A 21,948-nucleotide genomic window follows, 5' to 3' on the forward strand; every position below is an offset into this window, starting at 1 on the left:
CCTACAGGCATAGGGATTCGAGATGAATAAAGTTCTTCGTATCGCCATTACCGGCAGCAAGCTGCTGAAGAACGGAATAACGAATGTGGCACTGCTCCTGCGCAGCGGCTCCCCACTGCACCGTCAGCGTTCCTTCTTCTTTATCGACCCGAGCATAGGCCTGCCCGGCCTGCCCGACGCTGCCTATATTCGTATTTTTATCGTCATATACTCCGGCGCCAAAGGGCACAGGTTCACCTGACGCAAGGCGCGCGCTAATCAATAGGGGAATTCCCCGGTGAGTTTTAAATACCACTTTTCCAACCGCACCCGCATAAGGCGCGATTTTTTCACTGGTATTCTCAAGTTCCACGTTATCGCCTAACCCGCGCGGATCGAGCGTAATTTCATTCATCTCATAAGGGTTAAGATAGGGCACTGCGGCGTGTCCCCAGGGGTCTATCCTTACGCCGGAATAACCGCTGACTTTAGCGCCTGAAGCGCCTTTCGCCTCGACAATAGCAAAGGTATCTCCGGTATAGGGCGTTCCTGTAATACCCCACGGCCAGGCCAGTACTGTCCCTGACGCATTGAGGGAGGTATTTTGATATCCCTTTCCTGCGCCATAGGTTGCAGTAAAGTGCGTATAGGGCGAGCGCCAGCCGCCATTTAGCGCAACGCTGTTGCCGGCATCGCGCCCATAGCGCATCGCTGTCATGCCATAGTTATATTGATTATCGTCACCGAAGGTTCCGGAAACGCCGAGTTGCTCACCGTTATTTCCGCCCCCATCGCGATTAAGACTTACGTTCAACGTGGGCGAATAACGCCCACCAAACGGTATCGTAAAATTGAGTGAACCGCTGCTTTCCATTCTGCCGTTAATAGTCCGCACGCGACCAACGCTAAGGCTGTAGCTAATATTCTTCCAGCTATTGCTATACCCTACCTGGTACTGTAAATCGGCGCTGCCGTTATTCCAGTAATCCTGGGTATAGCCGGTTAAATAGACTTGTCCACCGTTGCCTGGCAGCCCCTGATTCATGGTGATATTAAAACGGTTTTTCGGGCGCCAGACGCCATTCACATCGCGGCCACGGCGCACTTCATCCAGCGAACGCATCGCGGCCAGGTAATCAAAATAGCCTGAAGTAGAAAACCGATAGGCCGCGATGGTCAGGTTACTATTTGTAACGGGCAGATATTTACTGTAACTAAGCTGATAGCTCTGACCGGTCATCCGTGATGATTGCAGATCCACCGTTGCTTGCGTGATATCGGCTGAAATCGCCCCAAAAGCCGTACTCACAGCCAGCCCGGCCTGAACGGCGTTGTAATCGTTTCCGGCACTCTGAACACCACCGTATCCGGTCAGAGTATTGGTTAACCCGCGCTGATACGTTAACTGATACAGCTCAGGGCGAAAGTGCAGTGACGGATCGTTAAACTGCCCCAGTACAAAATCATAGTGGTGCGCGCCGGGACGCAGTAGCTGTGTGACTGAAGCATAGGGAACCAAAAAGCTTTGCGACGATCCATCCGCCTCGGTCACAATAACTTCCAGATTTCCGCCGTAGCCGGTGGGATAAAGATCGTTAATAACGAATGCCCCGGGCGACACCGTCGTTTCGTATATTACGCGATCGCTTTGCCGGATTGTTACCCGGGCATTTGTGCGCGCAATACCGCGAATATCAGGAGCGTAACCGCGACGCGATTGCGGCTGCATGCGCTCATCGCTGACCAGTTCGACACCGCGAAACGGCAGCGTATCAAATAGCATACCCCGCGTGTTCGCCTCACCTAACCGAATGCGACCTTTAATCGCAGGAATATCTCGCTGCACATAATTGTTGAGGCTTTGATACTGACCACCGGAATTCTGCTGCCAGTTATAGTTACCATCATGACGAAAATACCAGCCGCCGATATTTACCCCGCCGTTCAACCCTAAATAGCCTGAGCGAGAAACATTTTTACGCGCCCGCATTGTGTAGGTGTTCATGCTATAGCCAAGCAGCAGCGCAGGAATACCGCTATCCCATAATTCCGGGCTGACATAACCGCGTGCGGTATTATTCATCATCGCCTGCGGAATACTGATGTCCAGCCGCTGAATGCCGGAGTCATAAGTAAGATGCGCCTGAGGTACCAAACGTTGCAGCGAGTAACAGGCCTGCTCGGTACGCAAAGCTTCGCCATAAGAAGGAGGAAGCTGCGTAGGGTTAAAGCGAATCTTCTTCAAAATTTCCAGCGACAGACAGGGTTCAACGCCCCTGTCCGACGTTTCAACAAATGTCACCGGCTGGTGCGTTATCAATTCATCATTGACATAAATATCGGTCGGCCAGACGCCAGGCAGCGCTGAACCGGAATGGGCAAAGCGCGTTAAATCAACGGCGCTTTCGCCGGAAACATTAAGAAATGAAGTATCAAAGCTTACAGTTTGGTCGTCGCCATCTACTGCCGGCGCATGTTCACCTGTATCTATTCCATCTGATACGGGCTGCACCGGCTCCAGAGTTTGCGCCAGCGCCTGAAAAGAAGGCAACATAGCACCAGCGATACTTAAAGAAAGTAACGAATAACGGAAAAAGCAGCGCATAATGAAACAGTCCTTGTTTACGTTATGGTATTAATTAAAGCTGCGCTACAGACTGGCCTGAACGGTTTTTATAGCTCCCCAATCATTAATATATTCATAAACAATTCGGGCTCCGCTTTGTATTGCTGAATTATCTTTAAGTTTAAATTCATATTTTCCGTAAGGCGCAACCATTTCCCCCTCCAGCAGCGTGCTTTGCCCGTTTTTCTGAAGAGAAATAGAAACAAGAGAGACATAATAGGGCGATGCGTTTTCTGCTATTAATGTATTCCCCACTTTTTTCCATTTAATTTTTTCCGCAGCGGTGATAGCTTTTTCACTATCAGCCAATGCTGCCGGGCGATAAAACAATTTAATTCGCGTACGAAAAGCTACCTGTAATCGATTAGGAGCCGCATTCTTATTCACCGGCGGAATTTCTAATACATTCAGCCAATAAACCGATTCCTTATCTTCTGGCAGCGCTGGAACACCCGTGTAACTCAAACGAAGCGTTTGGCTTTTACCGGCATTAATTCGATTAATAGGCGGAGTCAGGATAAACGGCGTATTAATTTTTTCTGGTTTCGCGTCCACATCGCCTGTGTCTATCCAGCTTTGGGCTAATACCGGCGCTTTCCCGCTATTGGATAACTTCACGGTAACTTCTTTTTCATTTCCGGCATATACTACGCGTGTACCACTAATAATAATACTAGCCTGCGTAGGCGCAGATGCCAGAATATAAGCAAACACGCTATAACGTAATACGCTCTGCAGGCTTTTGAAAAACATAATTCCTCCTGAAACCCAGGGTTACCCCTGGGTTATTTTTATTATCTTGAGTTTATTTATACTGAAGGTTATATACGACGCTGCTGGTAACTTTACCGGCTGTCGTTTTACCATTGGCATAGTATTCCACGGCATAAGGCAGCTGGGCTGAACCATCAACCTGATTAATATCTACAAATGCCATATCTGTTGTTTGCGCAGAATCCCCAACTTTGATTGTTTTATAACCACCCGAAGCATCCAGGAGCTGTAAATCAACATTGGTAGCGCCACCGGTCATGGTGTTTTTCAGGCGGCCACTGCTTAAATCAACGCTCTCTCCCGGCTGGAAAAAAGCAGCGACTTTAGACATACCACCGCTGGCAACGGTGCAGTTTGTTAGATTGAAAACAAAGCTCGTGCGCCCGGTGGTGTTTCCAGCAGTCGTCAGTTCATTCACGCTAACTACCGGCAGCGCAATAGCAGCATCGGTACCCTGCCCGTTAATATCGACATCGCAGGTGGTATCCGTTAATTCACCATTGAACGTTACTGTTCCGGTAGAGGCCGCTTGTGCAGACATACCTGTCATTGCCAATGCTGCCATTAGAGAGAGCGACACGATTGATTTTTTCATCTTCTTTAGTCCCTTGAAATATTGAAGGTTCACTATTTACCGTCATTGATAAATTCCATTTTCTTAGCCAGCCAGGCATAAAGCATCACTTCCAAAATGAATAAGCAGTCATTTTGATAGTTATAGATACCGTTAGCAGAACTAAGTATGGGGATATCCTAATAAGATAATTCTCATAAATCAAAGATGAATATTCTTATATTTAAATAAATTAAAAATCAATGAGTTATGATTTATAGTTGCGATTTTGTTGATATAATTCCCACTTTAAATGACCACGTATTTTACCTCTCCAAAGTTTAATAGTTATTACCTATCCATATAATAAAAATAGCCTATTTAATATTTCATGAATAACTAACATTCCGTAAAAAAAGGCGCAATAAAATATAAGAGCAATCATTTCATGCTGATAAATCCGCAGAGATAAAAAGTAAAAGTGATTGGCACAAAAATTATACTTCAAGCTATAAATTTTCACTTGCGCCTGTATTACAGGCATCTCATCAACGGATAAGAATGACGTAGAAAATGAGCCTGATTTACATATTCTGGATGTTTATTTACAGCCCTCCACACCTAATAAGAACCTGAGCACTTAATAAAAAAACTTTAACTATCTATATATATTCATACCAATAGCAGTTATTCATTAATGAACCTCCTGCCATATCACCCTGCTCAATGGGCCGCAGCCGACACCCTGACAACTTGCTAATCATTAAATACGTCAGATAACTCTTGGATTATTCAACCGCGCTGTCGCGCCATTAGTGGAATAGTTCTATTGCGAGGATGGATTAATGGCTTAAGTCTCGTTTAAACCCAAAAAACAATCGTTAATCTTAGTGAAGTGGTGCAGATGGCGCGGGGGTGAGGTATGTAATCGATAATCAAGATAAACCTGGTTGACGTTAGGGCAGCGCTATCGCCCTCTTCTTGCATAAAAAAAGGGCGCCTGTAAGCGCCCCGCTGTATCGGTCATACAGAAATTACAGGTAATAAATTTCCAGCGTCGTCTGACCATTCAGATGAACTGCTTTGGTTAAATCCAGTTCTGAAGCTTTATTGATAGCAGCCTGTACAGAAAGTTCGCCCTTCATCGTCGTAAAGGCTACAGGAACGAGTTCACCGGCTTTCGCCCAGGTATAATATTTATTGGTACCAATTACCGCACCGTTAGTGTCAGCTTTAGACCATACGGTTGCCTGAGTTGGCACAGAATTACTATACAGCGAGTCTACCGCATCGGTGCTGCCGTCCAGCGATACTGAACCCGGCGCCATCCACATGGTATAAGCACCAATTTTCGCATTTTCATCCGTCAGGCCCAGCCCGCTCATGGACGTTGAAGCACTAATAACGGTTTTAGTCGGATTTGAGAACTGCTTGCCGATCGGTTTTACAACGCTATCGCTCTGAGCATCAATACCGTGGAATGAGGCTTTTGCAGGCGCATCACAGGTAATGCTAAACGGAATGCTTTTCACAGGCAGAACGGTGAAATCATCGGCTGCCAGCGTAGAGGCTTTGATAGTGCCATAATCAACGACCGCACCGCCGTCCAGCGTCGGGGTACAGGCAGCCGGAACAATTGTACCAATAACTTTGACATCAACGCTATCAGCAGCCATCGCCTGCCCGCCAACTACGGCTAAAAGAGATGCAGCCAGAATGTGTTTTGCCATTTTCATAAATCTATATCCTTAATCACCGCGCCAGTCTGGCGCTTTCCTTGGTGGGAGGTCTGCTAATTAGACCATTTTGCGACATATGCCTATGAGCATATGGCACGTTCTTCATTACGATATCGATATCACTTTCTCTAAAGAAGCGGGTATTAATATCGCAATCTAAGAAAATTAAAATCCATTTTATTTTATGTCAGCGTTTAAACAATTCACCGTCATAAAAATATATTCAACAACTAATAACGTTATTATTAAACCATCCTGATCTGACAATTAAAAGCAGTGAGGAACTCATTTATGTCATTCCAGATTTTTCACCTACCCAAATAAGCTCTTTCTTATTATGAGAAAATAATGCTAAATATAATACAACTCTATAGTTGCTAATCCATCAAACTCAACCGGCTGGCGGAGATCCAAAGCAGCGCCTTTATTTACCGCTGCCTGTACGGATAATGTCCCCGTCATAGTTTTAAACGCCGCCGGCACCGCTGTGGGTGAAAGGCTCCAGCTATAATAGATATTCAGCGGACTGGTTATAAGCGCGGCGCCAAGCTGTGGCACGGTCCACGTCGAAGATGCCGTCGGCGCTGCCTGCGTCATTAACGCATTTTCCGCTGAAACACCGTCAAGCTTCACTGAGGGTGTATCGATCCACATCCGATAGCCGCCAATATTACTACTACCGCTTTTCCCTAATCCGAACATCCACGACGAATTATTAATCACCGTATGGGCTGGATCGTTCATGGTTTTCCCTACCGGTCTGACCAGGGTACCCGCGCGCGCATCCACACCGCGAAGCGCAACTTTCGCCGCGGAGTCACAGCGAATACTGAACCCCAGTGTTTTCACCGGCAATACCGTGTAGTCGGCAGTATCAATACTGCTCGCTTTTATAGTCCCATAATTAAAGGTGCCATTTTGTTCAACGACGGGGGTACAGGCGACAGGAACCATTGTGGTCACAATTTTAATATCCAGCGTTTCCGACGCCAGTACAGCGCCAGGCAACATTGTCAGCATGGCAATCAGCGTATAGCGTACTGCGTTCATCTTCTTTTCCTTAATGGCCAGATTTTGTTCAGAATCACCGGTTCCAGGTTCAACGTTATCGCACCAGCTCCAGCCGCAGCCACTCCGCCGTTTGCGTGCGCGCTGCCGGTCGCGTCTCTTCATCATGTAATACCGGCATGACCGCCACGATAACCATTAGCTGCCGCCCTGTAACCGGTTCCCCGTTTTTTACTGGTACCAAAACATCCTGCGGCTCTAGCGTCAGCGAGGTCTGGGATTCACCCAGACTCTCTGCACCTTTTTTCTGCAGCGCCAGCATTACGGGTTGGCCGTCCACCTGCGCGCTCATAACCATGACTTTTTGATATCCTGCGGCACCAAAGGCAAATTGGCCATTGCGCTGCGCCCCTGCAAAACGCAATTTCAAAACCTGACTTACCGAGCACACTGCCGTCACGGTAATTTGACGCTCACCGGGCGACATTCCTCCCTGAACGCTGGAAACCTGGGCTCGGGTGTGGGCGCCAAAATCAACAACCGTTTGCCCACTCTGAAGATTACACGTTGGGATAGTGACATCAGGCGCTGCCGGCGGCGCTGCGTGAGCAAATGCCAGCATTCCCCCCATCAACATTCCCCCTTTTGCTATAGCGCGTAACCATGCAGTTGTTATATTCCTCACTTTGCCGGCTCCTTTTATCAGCGGCATACCGCATTCATCTCTTCATATAATAATGTCTCTTCCGGAACTGCTTCCGGGAGTGTATCCAGCGTTACGCTACAGGGTGCCGATTTTACGTCTACATTTAAACGCATTCCCGGATGCGCATCTGGCAGGAACACACTGCCATCCTCACTCACCACGGTCAGAAATGTATCATCATCGCCATACACTGCCGTACCGGCAGGCAGCGCCTGCCCGCTGCTGCCTTTGAGCGTAATCAATACGCGTCGCGTAGAAACAAGACCAAAGTCAACGCGCCCAACCGCACCGCGCGCCATGCCTATTTCCTGCACGCCGTTGACCACATCCGAGCGGTACCCCAGGCTGCGGGTATCAACTTCAATGGTCGATGTCTGCCAGGCGCCAAGCTCAGGCAATACGGCATAGCCATTCCTGTCAGTCCACACCGGCCCAGACGGCGTATCAAGCCGAACGCCGCCTTTATTCCCAACTCGTGCAATCCCAAAGGTGTCGCGCACCCGATAAGGCGTCATTGTGATACCATGTGCGTGAATCACCATTCCACCGCTGGCCTGAGCTGACAGGCTGCGATAATTATCTGAATCCCCGGAAGCGCTACCGTTGAGGTTAGTCCATGGCGTAACGGCACTGAAAGTACCGGTCATCGCGTTAGTTTTACGCTGATTATCGCGGTCTACCGCCAGGCTCCAGTTACGATCACGGCTCAGGGACTGATCGAGACGAACGCCATAGCGATCTTTTCCTGCATTGCGATTCATATAGGAACTAATGGAACCTCGATCGCCAAGCGGCAACTGTGCCGTAATGTAAAGCCGGTCCTCATGTTTCCCATCATAGTTGCCGCTGCTGCGTGACGCGTTCACGTTGAGGTTCACGCGTCCAATCTGGCGGCCCCACCCCAATTGCACCCAGCTCACTGCATCGCCTCGCGTCTGAGTACTTCTGGACCAGGATAGATTAAAGCCGCCCAGGACTTCATGCGTCCAGCTAACGCTCGCACCGTATTGGTCGCGATTTCGGCTATCGTCATTGCTGCGAACTAGTGTTTCACTAAACTCACGGTACCCGTTATCCTGGTGGCTACCGTTGAGATTAACGCTCAGATTATCCCCAAATGGTTGGGTCAAAGAGAGTGAGCTCAGCCCGCCCTGCTGCGAAGGTGAAGATGCCACAGACTGGGTGTACTGGAAGACCATATTCATCTTCCAGGGGAAATTGGTATTAACGCCTACCGCCCCTGCCTGATAATTATCCGACCATAGGCCACCTGCTTGTATCGCTACGCGTTTAGCCGCCTGAATGCCTCCGGAAACTACGCCTACTGTAGGGTGACTATCAATTCCGGTCTGATCGTAGCGCCCAACGCCCCACGTCACGCCCGGGGATACGGTTGCACCTTCACGCAAATACGCCGAGGCAGGGACAATAAACACCTGCTGCTCGCCGTTACTGCCGCTAACCGTAACTTCCAGATCCGTACGCGTATTCAGGAGCGAGAACCCACTGAGCGAGAATGGCCCGGCCGGCACCGTAGTGTGCCAGACGGGTATACCTAACTGGCGGATCGTAACCACTGAAGGCGTATCTGCAACGCCAGAGACAATAGCCGCACCGCTACTTTTATATAACGCTTGCTCAGGCGTCATTTGAAACCCGATAACCTGACCTACGCCAAACATTCCACCGGTCAGAGGGATTTGCCCAACCTGCAACGTACTCTTCAATTTTTGAAACGTACGCTGCGCCATCACGTTCTGATAATCAGCCCGGGTTTCCTCGCCAAAGTGATACACGTTTTGGTTACTGCGCACCGCCCAGTCCCCTACGTTAAAGCCGGCCTCAGACTGAATTTGCCAGTAGCGCGTATCGCTGCCGGTGCTCCGGCTGGCCATATATTGCGCGTTATAATTCAAAAGCCCTGCAGCTCCGCCGTGCTGCCACTCTACGGTATCTGCTTCTGGATCTAATGCTTCCTGAGGAACGATAATATTTAGTGTTCCGGTAGAAGGGTCCGGTTCCAGCGTAAACTGGGGCCATACCTCCCGAAGGTCAAAACATACATCCGCCGCTTTACCCTCTTTCGGTACGCCTGGCGGTACCTTTAAACCCGCACGGCGCAGCAGACCGGCGTCGGGACAAAGCTGCCCCTCGTGATTGAAAAGCGCGCTGTATTTCCCGCGCTTTGCTCCATTGACTGAAAGCATCACCATATTTTTACCGGCGAGAAAAGTTGCGCCCAGACGAAATTGTTTGGCCAGTTCAGGATCAATGCCCTGCGCCCGCAGCGCCGCCTCGTCAAAAATCACCTCTTCCGCCCCTGCGGCAGATAATGAAATAGCGTTACAGAGTACGGCAATCGCTGTCATCGTAGTGGCGATACGTCGTTTAGAACGAGAGCGTGAGCGCTTGCCGAGCTTTGTGGCTTGAGTAGGTAACATTAAAGACACGCCGATCTCCCGAGAACATCAGTACTGTCGGGAATATCCCGAATAATAAGCGATAACGCAGAATGTCATTCCGAAAGAGAGTCGGGGAAATGCCGGGATAAACGCACACAATAATAATTTTCTCGTAATGCGCTCAATCTGAAAGAAATAAGAGAAAAATGTTTCATATGACAATCCTTTGCTATTAGGACAAACATCCCTTGCCTCCGATCGAATCAGGTTTATGCGCCGCGCTATTCCATTGCTGCGAATAAACCGCGAGGCTGTGATTATTTATTTAGCGGAGCATCCCAGGTATCTACTGAAAAACCCCATGTTGTTGCGGGAGAGATACGCACCTGAGTTGCACCTGAAACACTTTTATTTCCCTGCTTAGTCAGCGTTAAATGCTCACCGGGCAGAACATACGATTGGGCCAGGATCCAGTGGGTATTATCCGGCAGCGTTTGCACTGACTGCGCCAGACGAACTACATAAGGCGACGAATTAGTTACGGTCATCGTGTCACCTTTTAATTCCCACTTTAAGCGTTTCCAGGGAGCCTCATCGCGCGCCAGGCCTGCTGGACGAATAATCACGGGTAAATTTTGGCTGATGCTCATTCGCACCTGATTTTTATCTTTATTTTGCGGCGGTACACCGTTGAAGGTTACGCGACGCAGCCGTTCAGTTTTAAGCGGAGTTTTAGACGCCAGAATGAAGCGGACCTTTTGCGTTTTTCCGCCATCAACGCGAATCGCCGGCGGTGTTACCAATAATAATTTTTCAGTATCGCCAGGAAGATCCTTAATACTGGTAACCAGCAGCAGCGGCTGGGGATCGGTATTCGTGATATTCATAGACGCTTCGCCTTCCGACGCTTCTACAATTACTACAGATGTTTCTGGCACCATTCCGGACGCACTAACACCCGCAGAAAAAAGAGAAAGTGAAGACAGACATACCCCGCCTAACAGGGAATAAGAAAATTTCTTTATAGATAACATAGTTAGTACCCAAACTTTATACTTGAGGGAAATCGGCACAAAACAAAGCGAATATCACAGCCATTTATTAGGATTTACTCGCCCGCGGCTGTGTGTAACATCGCCCGGAACCGAAGATAAATTGAATCCTAATAGCCATGATTTCATTACCAGTTCTTGGGTACTTTTAACGTTAAAGTTCTTCATTGCCACGCGTTTATAATTGCTAACCACTTTCACACTAACATGGTTAATTTTTGCAATTTCACGTGGAGAAAAACCCGCCAGTAACAATCCTAAAGTGCCTTTAACTGATAATGGTAAATTACGCTTACGTATTTGGTGGACAGAAGAACTATAATCGTCCTTCCCGGAATAGAGTTCCTCAATGACAAGCCGAAGCTTTTCCTTAATTACCGTGACGGGTAAAGAGGCATTGATAATAAAGTTTTGATTAAACCCCGGTACATCAGAGAAAATACGCTGGTGTACATCTGAACCGAAAATCACGCAGGGCTTATATACTGAGCGATTTTGGATAAAAAGAGCAATATCGACAAGCGTGTTACCGGTAAATACCCATATATCAGGAAACAGATCTGTTTCTCTTTCCTGGCATGAAAATTCCTGCATAATCTCATTAAATACTTCAGTAACGCCGATTGCAAACAGCGCATCTTCACCAAAAATATTTAAAGAATTTGATATATTGGTTGCGTATTCCATTACAATTCCCCTGTATTTCAGCATGCTCCATCTCTATGCTTCAGATAGATAATCTTATAGAAATAACAGCTTAGTTTTTAAAATTAATAATTCATTCCAGGATTAATTAAATACACTTCAAGTAATTAGTATAATTAAGAATCAATTAATTAGAACATAGTAGAATAAGAGGATATCAATACGATTACTGGTATTTGACATACATATTCCTTAATACACAACCAGATATCCCTGTTTGCGAATGTCCTAATTCTTAATCACTTTCCTAATTCTTAAAAGATGTTTTTACCGTTTAAACGCGCCTTGCGCAATAGTTAAAATCTATCATTGGTTTGTATTCTATCGATGTTACCGATCTGTTTCACACGTTTAAGCATGTTAAGATCTATAACAATCCTTTCTTATCGCCGTTTCTCTATAAAAAACAAGTCATCTTTACTTAACGTAGACAAAACGCAGATAGAACCCTGTTGATGCAGTGAAGCAAGGCAAAAGAATTAATCGCACGGCGCCGGAAATTTTGGTTTATCAAAAATGGCGACTAAAAAAGGATATTCCCTTGCATATGGATTATTCCTAGATAAATTACATCTTAGGATTTTTCACACAACCACACACCATATAAATTAAAATGTAACACCCATCCTTTTACAAAACGAAAATTCCTACTTAATTTAACCAGTAAATACTTAGACAGTTTCTTAGATAAGTTCATTGTCACCGCGATTGCTTGTGAACATCGTGTAAACTAAGATTTTTCCCTCAATTTGTTCTGGCTCGCTGAAAAGTCTACGCCGCCAAAAGATGTTTCTTATTTCGACATACAATTCGGCTTTAAATGAGATAAATCCATCCTCTATCGTTTTAGGCGGCCTTACAGTAAAACCACAAAGCTAAAAAGGATAAGGCCCAAGTAATTGCTTATCTTCATTGACACTTTTTTACAGCAAATCCGTTACGCCAACTGCTTTTTAACGATTTTTATACACACAAACACATTACATCTGTCTATTTTATAACCTGATATAGCTTATGTTATGAGTAATATTACGATGTTTATAAGAATCACCAGGGAACTTTTTCAGTTAAAAACCAGATTATTCATCACATCTTTGACTCAAAAAATAGCACAAAATGACAAATCAAACGGGGTTAATCCTAGCTCATCAACCGTCATGACTCTGATTTTTCCGTATCAGACGAAGCCTGTAAGATACACGGTGAGGTCTCAGGAAGCCCGCACCCTAAGAAAAAATGAGCGCAGATAAGGATAAAAAAGGTCGCCAAACCTATAAAAAGATATATGGTGCGGTCTATGTTAGACACATGCATAAATCACAAAGATATGCATGCAAGTAAAATGAAGGGAAATAATGAAAATCGAGCGTTATTTTTCTCTTTTTACTCTATGCCACAGGCGGGCAGGGATGGTGCTTAGTACAAAAAACAGTCATGAAACGATAAATATATCGCTCCGCCGGTCACACCTCTTAGCGGCCGCCCGCTACGGTGAGTGAATTAACTAACCCTGCCCAGACACATCCAGCAAATCTGTAGTGCCCTTTTATCACCCCGGAGCTGGCTCCGGGGTGATAATCGTCAAAGCCTGACTAACCGCGCGCGCTCTCACGTAGCCGGGTCTTTAGTTTGTGATATTCATCAATTACAAACTGCTCTGCCGCACGCTGATCGACGATAGGTTCTACACGCACAGCGCAATATTTAAACTCCGGCGTTTTTGTGATGGGACTGAGATTCTCAGCCACCAGCTCATTACAGGCGCCAATCCACCACTGATACGTCATATACACGGCCCCCTGGTTAGGACGATCGCTCACCTGTGCGCGGGTAATAACTTTCCCCTTGCGTGAGCATACCCACACCAGAGCTTCATCCTCAATCCCCAGCCGACGCGCATCCTGCGCGTTTATCTGCGCATAGCCTGGCTCGTCGGCCAGTGCGGCCAGCGCGGCGCAATTCCCGGTCATAGAGCGACAGGAGTAATGCCCCACCTCACGCACGGTTGAAAGCACCATCGGGTACTCCTGCGTAAGCCTGTCCAGCGGCGGCGCCCAGTCGCAGGTAAAAAACTGCCCCAGCCCGTTTGGCGTTGAAAAGCGCTCTTCAAATAGATAGTCCGTCCCCTGGTCGCTCTCCTGAGTATCGCAGCAGGGCCACTGGATATAGCCAAGTTCCCCCATTTTTTCATAAGTAGCGCCGTAAAAATCCGGGCACAATCCGCGCAGCTCATCCCAAATCTCTTGGGTGCAGGTATATTGCATCGGATACCCCATGCGGCTCGCAATTTCGCTGATAATCTGCCAGTCAGTTTTCAGATCCCAGCGAGGTTCAACTGCTTTAAAAAAGCGCTGGAACCCCCTATCTGCCGCGGTATAAACCCCTTCGTGCTCGCCCCAGGACGTAGAAGGCAAAATCACATCGGCGACCGCTGCGGTTTTCGTCATAAAAATATCCTGCACGATAACCAGTTCCAGCGCGTCAAATGCCTGCCGCACTGCAGAAAGCTCCGCGTCAGTTTGCAGCGGGTCCTCACCCATAATATAGGCAGCGCGCACTTCGCCATGCTCTACGCGGTGAGGCAATTCACTGATGCGGTAACCGGGATGCTCAGGCAGTGAATCGACGCCCCAGGCCTGCGCGAACTTTTCCCGATGCTCAGGAACCGAGACATATTGATAGCCCGGATAAGTATCCGGCAGCGCGCCCATATCGCAGGCGCCCTGCACATTATTCTGACCGCGTACCGGGTTAACCCCCGCACTGGGCTTGCCTAAATTGCCGGTTAGTAGCGCCAGGCTTGTCAGCGACCGTACGGTTTCCACCCCCTGGTAAAATTGCGTAACGCCCATTCCCCACAGGATTGCCGCACTTTTGGCCTGCGCATACATACGCGCCGCCTGGCGAATTTCCTGCGCGCTAACGCCGGTAACCTCTTCCACCGCCTCCGGGGGATAACCTGTAACAATCTTACGGTATTCTTCAAACCCCTCGGTACGCGCCGCCACAAAGGCGTGATCGTATAGCCCTTCTTCAAGAATGACGTAACCCAGCGCGTTTAGCAGCGCAATATTTGAGCCATTGTTAAGCGCCAAATGCATATCAGCAATACGCGCGGTTTCAATCTTGCGCGGATCGCAGACGATAATTTTCGCCCCTTTTTGCTTCGCTTTAATCACGCGATTCGCCACAATCGGGTGCGAATCCGCCGGGTTATAGCCAAAAATAAAAATCAGATCGGCATTCTCAATGCCGACAATCGAATTACTCATAGCGCCATTTCCAACCGACTGGTGCAGACCTGCAACCGAGGGGCCGTGTCAGACGCGTGCGCAGCAGTCGACGTTATTGGTACCTATCACCGCGCGCGCAAATTTTTGCATAATATAATTAGTTTCATTGCCGGTACCGCGCGAGGAGCCAGTCGTCATAATGGCATCTGGCCCGTATTGCGCTTTAATCGCGCTCAATCGGTCTGCCACATAGCCCAGCGCCTCATCCCAGGAAACGGCCTCCAGCCTGCCACCGCGTTCGCGACGAATCATTGGGGACTTTAAACGCGGCGTCAGTATTTGCGTATCATTAATAAAATCCCAGCCGTAATACCCCTTCAGGCACAGCTCGCCCTGATTAGTTTTCCCCTGTGCCGCTTCGGCACGGATAACTTTTCCGTTATCCACCACCAGATTGATTTTGCAACCCGATGCGCAGTAGGGGCAAACAGTGACGACTTTCTTCATCCGTACAAACTCCCGTTGATAGCCCAAAACTCAATACATAACGGGATAATGCACAAAGTATGCCATTTCATAACATGACAGACAGAAGGCGGCTTATAAGGCATATCCGGTATTGAATGTCTTCTCTCTCGACATAAATGACGTGACGAACGGGTCTCATGAATGACGTCGGTCATTAACGCACGGTTAATGCGTCATACGCTTTACGCCGGTAGTTAATAAAAGAAATTAGCCAGCACGCCAGAAATAACCCCACCACCAAAAAACCCGCGTTGCCAAGGCGGTCATTTAACGCTGCAACGATGCGCCATATACCGCCCTGCAATTTGAATTTATCCATCATCAGGCCGAGTGCTTCCAGTCCACCGATAACCAATGCCACGATCACAGAAGATCCGGTAATCGTCATATTGTAATAAAGCTTACGCTGCGGCTTACTGAACGCCCATCCATAGGCACCGACCATAATCAAATTATCAAGCGTATCGACCAGCGCCATACCGCTGGTAAACAGCAGTGGAAATACCAAAATAGACCATACCGACATCCCGCTGGACGCGCTGGCGGCAGAAATACCCAGCACGCCAATTTCAGTGGCGGTATCAAAGCCTAGCCCGAATAAAAAACCCACCAGATACATATGCCAGCTGCGGCTCACCAGCCTAAACGCCGGGCGAAATACCCTATTCATGATGCCGCCGCCGGGCGGCGTATCGGCTATCACGCGCTCTCCCCGCTTCATATGGTTAAACGACTGCCACACGCCGTGCAGAATCACTAAATTCACCAGCGCCATCGCCAGTAAAAAGAAGGCGGATACGGCGGTACCGATAGCGCTACCGGTCTTATGAAACCAGTCCATATGGTGACTAAACGCGGTAGCGGTCGCAGCGATGGCTATTGTCGCCAGCACCACAATGGTAGAATGCCCCAGCGAAAACCAGGCTCCAACGCCGCAGGGCCGCAGTCCCTGCTGCATCATCTTACGCGTCACATTATCAATAGCTGCAATGTGATCCGCGTCGACCGCATGGCGCAGCCCATAGCACCAGGCCAGCAGGCTGGCGGCCATTAAGGTGGAGCTTGCGGAAAATAGATGTACGGCCAGTCCCCACGCGGCCAAATTCATCACCACCAGAAACACTATCAGCAACGCCGCTCGCGGCTGGCGCTGAAAAAAAAGAATGAGCATCGCTATGCCTCTTATTATCTAGGAGAATGTCGCAGCGGCGATCGCCGCTTGCCCCAGGGAAAGTGCGCCATCGCCAGCGGGCAGCCGGAACGGCATAAGCACATGAAAATCACGCAGCCAAAAACGCAGCCGCGCGCGTAATAGTCGATTATTTATCACGCCACCGGCGCACACGATGGTCTCAATCTTACGCAGGCGCGCGTGGCTGGCGGCTAAGTTCGCCAGGCCTCGCGCCAGCGCATCATGAAACGCCCATGCGCGCTGGGCATTGCCGGCCTGCCAGCCAAACCAGCCATCCCAGAATTCCATCATGTCCAGCTCGCCGCAGCGTAACGTGAGCCTGAGAGGATGTTTATCGGGCGGCGGTGCGCTAAGCGCCAGCGCCTCAAGCCGGCAGCCCGCCTCACCCTCATAGCTCATGCGGTCAGGCGCACAGCCCAGCGCTGCCGCCACGGCATCAAAAAGTCGCCCGGCAGATGAAGCCCGCGGCGCATTTACGCCGCGGGCAATAGCTCTGGCCAGAGGCTGCCAGCAGCGATCCTTTAGTACCGCTGCCTGCGGCAGCGTCTGCCAGTACGGTACAAACGCCAGCCACTGGGCCAGCAAATTTCGCCACGGTTCCCTGGCGGCAGCATCTGCACCGGGCAGCGCAACCGGTGGCAGGCCGCCAAGCTTTTCGCAGGCGCGATAATTTACGCGCAAACACTCGCCGCCCCATAATTCGCCACTTTGTCCGTAGCCGATGCCATCCAGCGTCAGAGCGATGACATCACCGGCGTCACGTGGCCAGCCGTGCTCGACCAGGCACGCCGCCGCGTGCGCATGATGGTGTAAAACGCGATGCAGTGGCAACGGCAGGTCTTCACCAAACCGCGTGGTACGATAGCCAGGGTGCGCATCAACCACTACCCCCTGCGCAGAAAACTGCCAAACGTCTTGCCAGTGCGCCAGCGCCTGTTTCCACTGTGAAAAAACGGCCTCTTCACTGAGATTGCCAAAATGCTGGCTCAGCAACGCCTGACCGTCGCGCACCAGACAAAAAGTATTTTTCAAGTCTCCCCCCAGGCAAAGCAGCGCCGGTGAGTGCTCAAATCCCGGCGGCAGCGACAGCCTGTCAGGGACGAATCCACGCGCTCGCCGTAACATCTCTCCGCCGGTGCCTAATACTGAATCATCCATGCGCTGAACAATATCCCGGTCATGGTCCAGCCAGCCGTCGGCAACCCCGGAAAGCATTTGCTGCGCCTGAGCGTTACTTAGCGCCGGAGGGTGGCCGCTCAGATTACCGGACGTCATCACCAGCGGGCGCGCCAGTGCCTGCGACAATAAATGCTGCAGCGGATTTGACGGCCGCAGTACGCCCACCTCCACCAGTCCGGGCGCAATTGCTTCACAGAGCGACAGCCATCGTTTATTGACCAACACAATAGGCGCTGCCGGGCTATTAAGCAGCGTTCTGGCCCAGGTGGGTAAGCATTGAATATCCTTGTCAGGTAGCATAACTGCCAGCGGTTTAGTCGGACGTTGTTTTCGCAGCCGCAGCCGCTTCACCGCGCGCTCATTCAAGGCATCACAGGCAAGATGAAAACCGCCTAACCCTTTGATGGCCAAAATCTCGCCGCGGGCCAGCGCCGCTATCGCCGCCTGCAGCGCCGCCTCTTTATTAAGGGATTCATCGCCCTGCTGCCAGCTCAACTGCGGTCCACACTGCGGACAGGCGATAGGCTGAGCGTGAAAACGGCGATCCGCAGGGTTTTGATATTCCGCGTCGCACGCCGCACAGAGTGGAAACGCAGCCATACAGGTCAACGGGCGGTCATACGGCATAGCGCGAATAATCGTGAAGCGCGGCCCGCAGTGCGTGCAATTAATGAAGGGATAGCGGTAGCGCCGCTGCTGTGGGTCATTCATTTCTCTGAGACACTCAGGACACGTTGCCGCATCCGGCGCTATCTGGGTCGCCATTTCCCCGTGAGCGCTGGCGCGAATAGTAAACCCCACCGGCACCGTCGCCCAGCCCCAGGGGGCTTCATATATTTCGTCAATACGCGCGAGCGGCGGCACTTCAGCCAGCAAACGCGCCTTTAACGCCGCCGCGTCTCTATCGACAAGAATAAGGACGCCTTCACCGTCATTACAGACGTCACCGTTTAGCGTCAACTCCTGCGCCAGTTGCCACACCCAGGGGCGAAACCCAACGCCCTGAACCTTACCGCGAACGCGCAGCAGCGTGCCCGTATGTTCCATAGCAGTCCGTATCAATAGTAAAATGCGTCGTAACCCGATGGCTGGGCGCGTGAATACAGAGCGCGGTTATTTCCGCCATATTCGCACCAATCATCCCGCAAGAAAAACATTAGCAACGCCGCCTTATAGCGCCAGCGTCGGGGCGCTATCCAACGCCGCGCGCCGGCGTTTATCCCGGCTCAATTGTTCGAGCCGATCGCGATCGACGCAGACAATGGCATTTGTCGGGCAGGCGTCGATACAGGCAGGGCCTTCCGCCCGGTGGTGGCACAGGTCACATTTATTGGCTTCAGCCTTTTGCGCAATAACATTAAGAGCGGCGCCGCTGCTGCGCACTACGGGCCGCACCACGACCTCCATTGCGCCATAAGGACACGCCACTACGCAGGTCTTACAGCCAATACAGCGCTCCTGATGCACATGAACAAAATCGCCGTTGCGGGTAATGGCGCCATTGGGGCATACGCGGGCGCAGGGAGCATCTTCGCACTGGCGGCACATTGTTGCGGTGGATACGTCAACGCCTTTAATGACATGAATTCGCGGCTGGAAACTTTGCGGCGTGATTGCCGAGCAGTCCTGAGCCTCATGGTGAGATACCACACAGGCCACTTCACAGGTACGACAGCCAATGCACTTACTGGCATCGGCGAAAATAAAACGGTTCATTCCGTTCTCCGGCAGTCATTTTTTACTACACGGTGCCATACATAAAACGTGCCAGTTTTTATATGATTTAAAATCAATTAGTTAATTAATGAAAATGATTGCACTTGCCTGCCATCGACATTTATGACGATATGCGTGACTCTCTGGCGGTACTGTCGGGATCGCGGCCACTGCTCTGTGACGCCGTCACTGATAAGTTATCTGCCGCTATCTGGCCGGCGGCGGTTAGTTTTCCCTGACAAAAGCAGGTATTCCAAGCCGCCAACTCGCCCCGCTGTAGCACCAGCCAGCGCAAGTAGCAGTGATAACCGCGCTCGCTGAGCGTAGTTTTGAATTTATAGTGCCGGTATGCCTGGCTCCGGCCCTTAAAGCATACTGAAACGCCCGGGCGCCTCTCTCTCAGCAAGGCTCGCGTGAAGCTGCTCGACGGCGGCGATGACCGCCGGCGTCATCGGATAATAAAACCCCACAATATCGGGCTGAATTCCAAGGAAAATAGTCTCCTCAACGTCACCCTGAAGCTGATCTATTAAATAATTGAGTGGCATATTGTGAGTGGTCATCATAAACATTTCCGCGATATCCTCTGGGTTAATACGCCTGATAGCACCAGGCTCCAGCCCCATATCGGTAGCATCCACAATTACCAGGCGCGAAGGGCGCAGCTCGCGAATGGCAGCAATGTCGTTTTCCGGAGCGCTTCCACCGTCAAATACAATCCACTCGCCGCGCGGTGACTGCCGACAGCGCTCGGCCAGTAGCGGCCCCGCGCCGTCGTCTCCCATCATGCTATTGCCTACGCACAGCAATACGTCAGCCATGCTGCCTCCTGACCATCAGGTAAATCGCATTTTCGCGGTGAATATTGTGCAGCATATCCAGTAGCCGCCGACTCCAGGTTTGCTGCTGCGCGCTCTGGCTTTCAATAGCCTGGCTAAACGCACCTGCCAGCATCGCTGCGTGCGTAATATCGATAATTATCTCGCCATAGCGCGGCACGCCTTCCATTTTGCGCCGCGCCTCGCTTCCCGGCGCCAGTGTAGCAATCCATTTCAGATAATCCTGCCACGGGCAGCTCAGCGCCGCCTCCAGACAATCAATCACCCCCAAATGATGACCTATCGCCAGACCGTAATAGATAACCTGCTGCGCCTGCGGCGGCGTTTCGTCGTTCTGATCGACAAATTTACGGCTTAGCTGGCTAAACACAACGCATTCGCTCACCGGAAACGCTCCCGCTCAACGATAGCGCGCAGGCTGGCAACGATTTCATTCAGGCGCGGATCGCCTTCTTCCGCCAGCCAGCGTGCAATGCTCTCCTCCCCGCATTGGGTATGGCGCATAAAGGTATCGGCTATCTGGCGGCCATAGCGATACCCCGCCAGCCGGCGCGCCGCGCTGTGGATACGCGCTCGCAGCGGCTGCAACATTTCCGGATGCAGTATCTCTGCGGGCTGATTGTCCTGCTCTCCTGGAACGCGCGCGTGGATTTTTTGCTCCAGCAGGCCGAGCGCCATCGCAAAGCCATACAGCGTGGCGGCCGGCGTCGGCGGGCAGCCGGGAATGTAAACATCTACCGGCACGATGGCATCTGTTCCGCCCCACACGCAGTAAAGGTCGTGAAAAATACCGCCCGAATTCCCGCAGGCACCGTAAGAAATACAAATTTTCGGATCGGGCGCGGACTCCCATGCGCGCAGCGCCGGCGCGCGCATGGCCCGGGTTACCGCGCCGGTGAACAGCAAAATATCCGCATGACGCGGCGAAGGCACCACTTTAATGCCAAAGCGCTCAGCGTCGAACACCGGCGTCAGCGCGGCAAAAATTTCAATTTCACAGCCGTTACAGCCGCCGCAGTCAACGCGATACACATAGGCCGAGCGCTTAATACGCTGGAGCAATGACGCCTTCATCCGCGCTATTGATTCATCCACCGCCACCGGCCGCGGTATTCCGCGCTCATCCCGGGGGCTCCATATTTCACTCATTACACCGCCTCCTTCATACCGCGCATTAAATTGACTTTATCTGACGGCACTATACCCCGGCGACGCTTGCATTCCGGGCAGGTCTCAAAATCTGCACGATGCTTTTCAGCCCAAGCGTCGCCGTTATGCCTGAGCAGCGCAATCACATAATCAATCTCTTTTTGTACCGCATAAGGCCGCTGACAAACGCGGCAGCGGCACACCTCAAAGCGCGCCTGCTGCAAAAAGTCGTCTTTACATCCCACCGCCAGCTCATACTCCTGAGACAGGCTAATTGCCGCCGTCGGACACACCTCTTCACAGCGCCCGCAAAAAATGCAGCGACCAAGATTAAATTGCCACGCCAACTGATACTCACCCGGCTCGACCGTCACCGTTAACGCATTCGAGGGACAGGCATTAACGCAGGCGGCACAGCCAATACACTGCTGCGGACGATGTATCGGTCTGCCACGGAAATTTTTGTCAACCGGCACCGGCGTTAGCGGCCAACGTTCGGTTACGACGCCGGTTTTCAGCGCTTTTTTTAGAAATTTAAACATACGGACTCCGATGCCCTGCCCGGTGA

The 21,948-nt window shown here is 50.6% G+C and carries 17 protein-coding genes; all 17 read right to left on the reverse strand.

The genetic code is table 11. The features are described 5' to 3' along the window. Position 1: 1 nt before the first annotated feature. A complete protein-coding gene (locus SFA31_RS16245) occupies positions 2-2,584 on the reverse strand; it encodes a fimbria/pilus outer membrane usher protein (protein ID WP_322838930.1) in 2,583 nt (860 codons plus the stop codon). Positions 2,585-2,629: 45 nt separating this feature from the next. Next, the gene (locus tag SFA31_RS16250) at positions 2,630-3,358 is read right to left on the reverse strand and encodes a molecular chaperone (protein ID WP_322838931.1); all 729 of its coding nucleotides are present in this window, start codon (positions 3,356-3,358) and stop codon (positions 2,630-2,632) included. Positions 3,359-3,410: 52 nt separating this feature from the next. After that, entirely contained in the window at positions 3,411-3,974 is a 564-nt protein-coding gene (locus SFA31_RS16255; protein WP_322839397.1) for a fimbrial protein, read from the reverse strand. A 992-nt stretch (positions 3,975-4,966) separates the two neighbouring features. Next, complete coding sequence (locus tag SFA31_RS16260; RefSeq protein WP_322838932.1) at positions 4,967-5,668, reverse strand: DUF1120 domain-containing protein; 702 nt, start codon at positions 5,666-5,668, stop codon at positions 4,967-4,969. 354 nt (positions 5,669-6,022) lie between these two features. Then, positions 6,023-6,847 (reverse strand): DUF1120 domain-containing protein, encoded by an 825-nt coding sequence (locus SFA31_RS16265; RefSeq protein ID WP_322838933.1) that lies wholly within the window; start codon positions 6,845-6,847, stop codon positions 6,023-6,025. After that, positions 6,777-7,364 (reverse strand): hypothetical protein, encoded by a 588-nt coding sequence (locus SFA31_RS16270; RefSeq protein WP_322838934.1) that lies wholly within the window; start codon positions 7,362-7,364, stop codon positions 6,777-6,779. The genes SFA31_RS16265 and SFA31_RS16270 overlap by 71 nt, the downstream gene beginning before the upstream one ends. A gap of 17 nt (positions 7,365-7,381) precedes the next feature. Then, positions 7,382-9,826, reverse strand: coding sequence for a fimbria/pilus outer membrane usher protein (locus tag SFA31_RS16275; protein ID WP_322839398.1), 2,445 nt, complete (start codon positions 9,824-9,826; stop codon positions 7,382-7,384). A gap of 278 nt (positions 9,827-10,104) precedes the next feature. Beyond that, entirely contained in the window at positions 10,105-10,821 is a 717-nt protein-coding gene (locus tag SFA31_RS16280; protein ID WP_322838935.1) for a fimbria/pilus chaperone family protein, read from the reverse strand. A 54-nt stretch (positions 10,822-10,875) separates the two neighbouring features. Continuing rightward, positions 10,876-11,526 carry a helix-turn-helix transcriptional regulator gene (locus SFA31_RS16285; protein WP_322838936.1) on the reverse strand — a complete coding sequence of 217 codons (651 nt, stop codon included), beginning with the start codon at positions 11,524-11,526 and terminating at the stop codon, positions 10,876-10,878. Between the two features lie 1,610 nt (positions 11,527-13,136). Next, entirely contained in the window at positions 13,137-15,284 is a 2,148-nt protein-coding gene (gene fdhF, locus SFA31_RS16290) for a formate dehydrogenase subunit alpha (protein ID WP_322838937.1), read from the reverse strand. Positions 15,285-15,459: 175 nt separating this feature from the next. Further along, entirely contained in the window at positions 15,460-16,476 is a 1,017-nt protein-coding gene (locus SFA31_RS16295; protein WP_322838938.1) for a HoxN/HupN/NixA family nickel/cobalt transporter, read from the reverse strand. Positions 16,477-16,494: 18 nt separating this feature from the next. Then, entirely contained in the window at positions 16,495-18,723 is a 2,229-nt protein-coding gene (hypF, locus tag SFA31_RS16300; RefSeq protein WP_322838939.1) for a carbamoyltransferase HypF, read from the reverse strand. 123 nt (positions 18,724-18,846) lie between these two features. Further along, positions 18,847-19,392 carry an electron transport protein HydN gene (gene hydN / locus SFA31_RS16305; protein ID WP_322838940.1) on the reverse strand — a complete coding sequence of 182 codons (546 nt, stop codon included), beginning with the start codon at positions 19,390-19,392 and terminating at the stop codon, positions 18,847-18,849. Between the two features lie 365 nt (positions 19,393-19,757). Further along, positions 19,758-20,213, reverse strand: coding sequence for a hydrogenase maturation peptidase HycI (gene hycI / locus SFA31_RS16310; protein ID WP_322838941.1), 456 nt, complete (start codon positions 20,211-20,213; stop codon positions 19,758-19,760). Further along, entirely contained in the window at positions 20,206-20,616 is a 411-nt protein-coding gene (locus tag SFA31_RS16315; RefSeq protein WP_322838942.1) for a formate hydrogenlyase maturation HycH family protein, read from the reverse strand. The genes hycI and SFA31_RS16315 overlap by 8 nt, the downstream gene beginning before the upstream one ends. After that, on the reverse strand, positions 20,613-21,380 hold the full coding sequence (locus tag SFA31_RS16320; RefSeq protein ID WP_322838943.1) for an NADH-quinone oxidoreductase subunit B family protein: 768 nt from the start codon (positions 21,378-21,380) through the stop codon (positions 20,613-20,615). The genes SFA31_RS16315 and SFA31_RS16320 overlap by 4 nt, the downstream gene beginning before the upstream one ends. After that, positions 21,380-21,922 (reverse strand): formate hydrogenlyase complex iron-sulfur subunit, encoded by a 543-nt coding sequence (locus tag SFA31_RS16325; protein WP_322838944.1) that lies wholly within the window; start codon positions 21,920-21,922, stop codon positions 21,380-21,382. The genes SFA31_RS16320 and SFA31_RS16325 overlap by 1 nt, the downstream gene beginning before the upstream one ends. Positions 21,923-21,948 lie beyond the last annotated feature (26 nt).

This window comes from Erwinia sp. HR93 (assembly GCF_034555055.1).
GTDB classification, from domain to species: domain Bacteria; phylum Pseudomonadota; class Gammaproteobacteria; order Enterobacterales; family Enterobacteriaceae; genus Apirhabdus; species Apirhabdus apintestini.

What these genes read in the sequence shown, in the direction of transcription:
- hypF (WP_322838939.1), bottom strand. Translation starts at nt 18,723, where the DNA reads ATGGAACATACGGGCACGCTGCTGCGCGTTCGCGGTAAGGTTCAGGGC.
- SFA31_RS16260 (WP_322838932.1), bottom strand. Translation starts at nt 5,668, where the DNA reads ATGAAAATGGCAAAACACATTCTGGCTGCATCTCTTTTAGCCGTAGTT.
- SFA31_RS16295 (WP_322838938.1), bottom strand. Translation starts at nt 16,476, where the DNA reads ATGCTCATTCTTTTTTTTCAGCGCCAGCCGCGAGCGGCGTTGCTGATA.
- SFA31_RS16275 (WP_322839398.1), bottom strand. Translation starts at nt 9,826, where the DNA reads ATGTTACCTACTCAAGCCACAAAGCTCGGCAAGCGCTCACGCTCTCGT.
- SFA31_RS16245 (WP_322838930.1), bottom strand. Translation starts at nt 2,584, where the DNA reads ATGCGCTGCTTTTTCCGTTATTCGTTACTTTCTTTAAGTATCGCTGGT.
- hydN (WP_322838940.1), bottom strand. Translation starts at nt 19,392, where the DNA reads ATGAACCGTTTTATTTTCGCCGATGCCAGTAAGTGCATTGGCTGTCGT.
- SFA31_RS16320 (WP_322838943.1), bottom strand. Translation starts at nt 21,380, where the DNA reads ATGAGTGAAATATGGAGCCCCCGGGATGAGCGCGGAATACCGCGGCCG.
- SFA31_RS16265 (WP_322838933.1), bottom strand. Translation starts at nt 6,847, where the DNA reads ATGATGAAGAGACGCGACCGGCAGCGCGCACGCAAACGGCGGAGTGGC.
- SFA31_RS16250 (WP_322838931.1), bottom strand. Translation starts at nt 3,358, where the DNA reads ATGTTTTTCAAAAGCCTGCAGAGCGTATTACGTTATAGCGTGTTTGCT.
- SFA31_RS16325 (WP_322838944.1), bottom strand. Translation starts at nt 21,922, where the DNA reads ATGTTTAAATTTCTAAAAAAAGCGCTGAAAACCGGCGTCGTAACCGAA.
- SFA31_RS16285 (WP_322838936.1), bottom strand. Translation starts at nt 11,526, where the DNA reads ATGGAATACGCAACCAATATATCAAATTCTTTAAATATTTTTGGTGAA.
- SFA31_RS16255 (WP_322839397.1), bottom strand. Translation starts at nt 3,974, where the DNA reads ATGAAAAAATCAATCGTGTCGCTCTCTCTAATGGCAGCATTGGCAATG.
- hycI (WP_322838941.1), bottom strand. Translation starts at nt 20,213, where the DNA reads ATGGCTGACGTATTGCTGTGCGTAGGCAATAGCATGATGGGAGACGAC.
- SFA31_RS16280 (WP_322838935.1), bottom strand. Translation starts at nt 10,821, where the DNA reads ATGTTATCTATAAAGAAATTTTCTTATTCCCTGTTAGGCGGGGTATGT.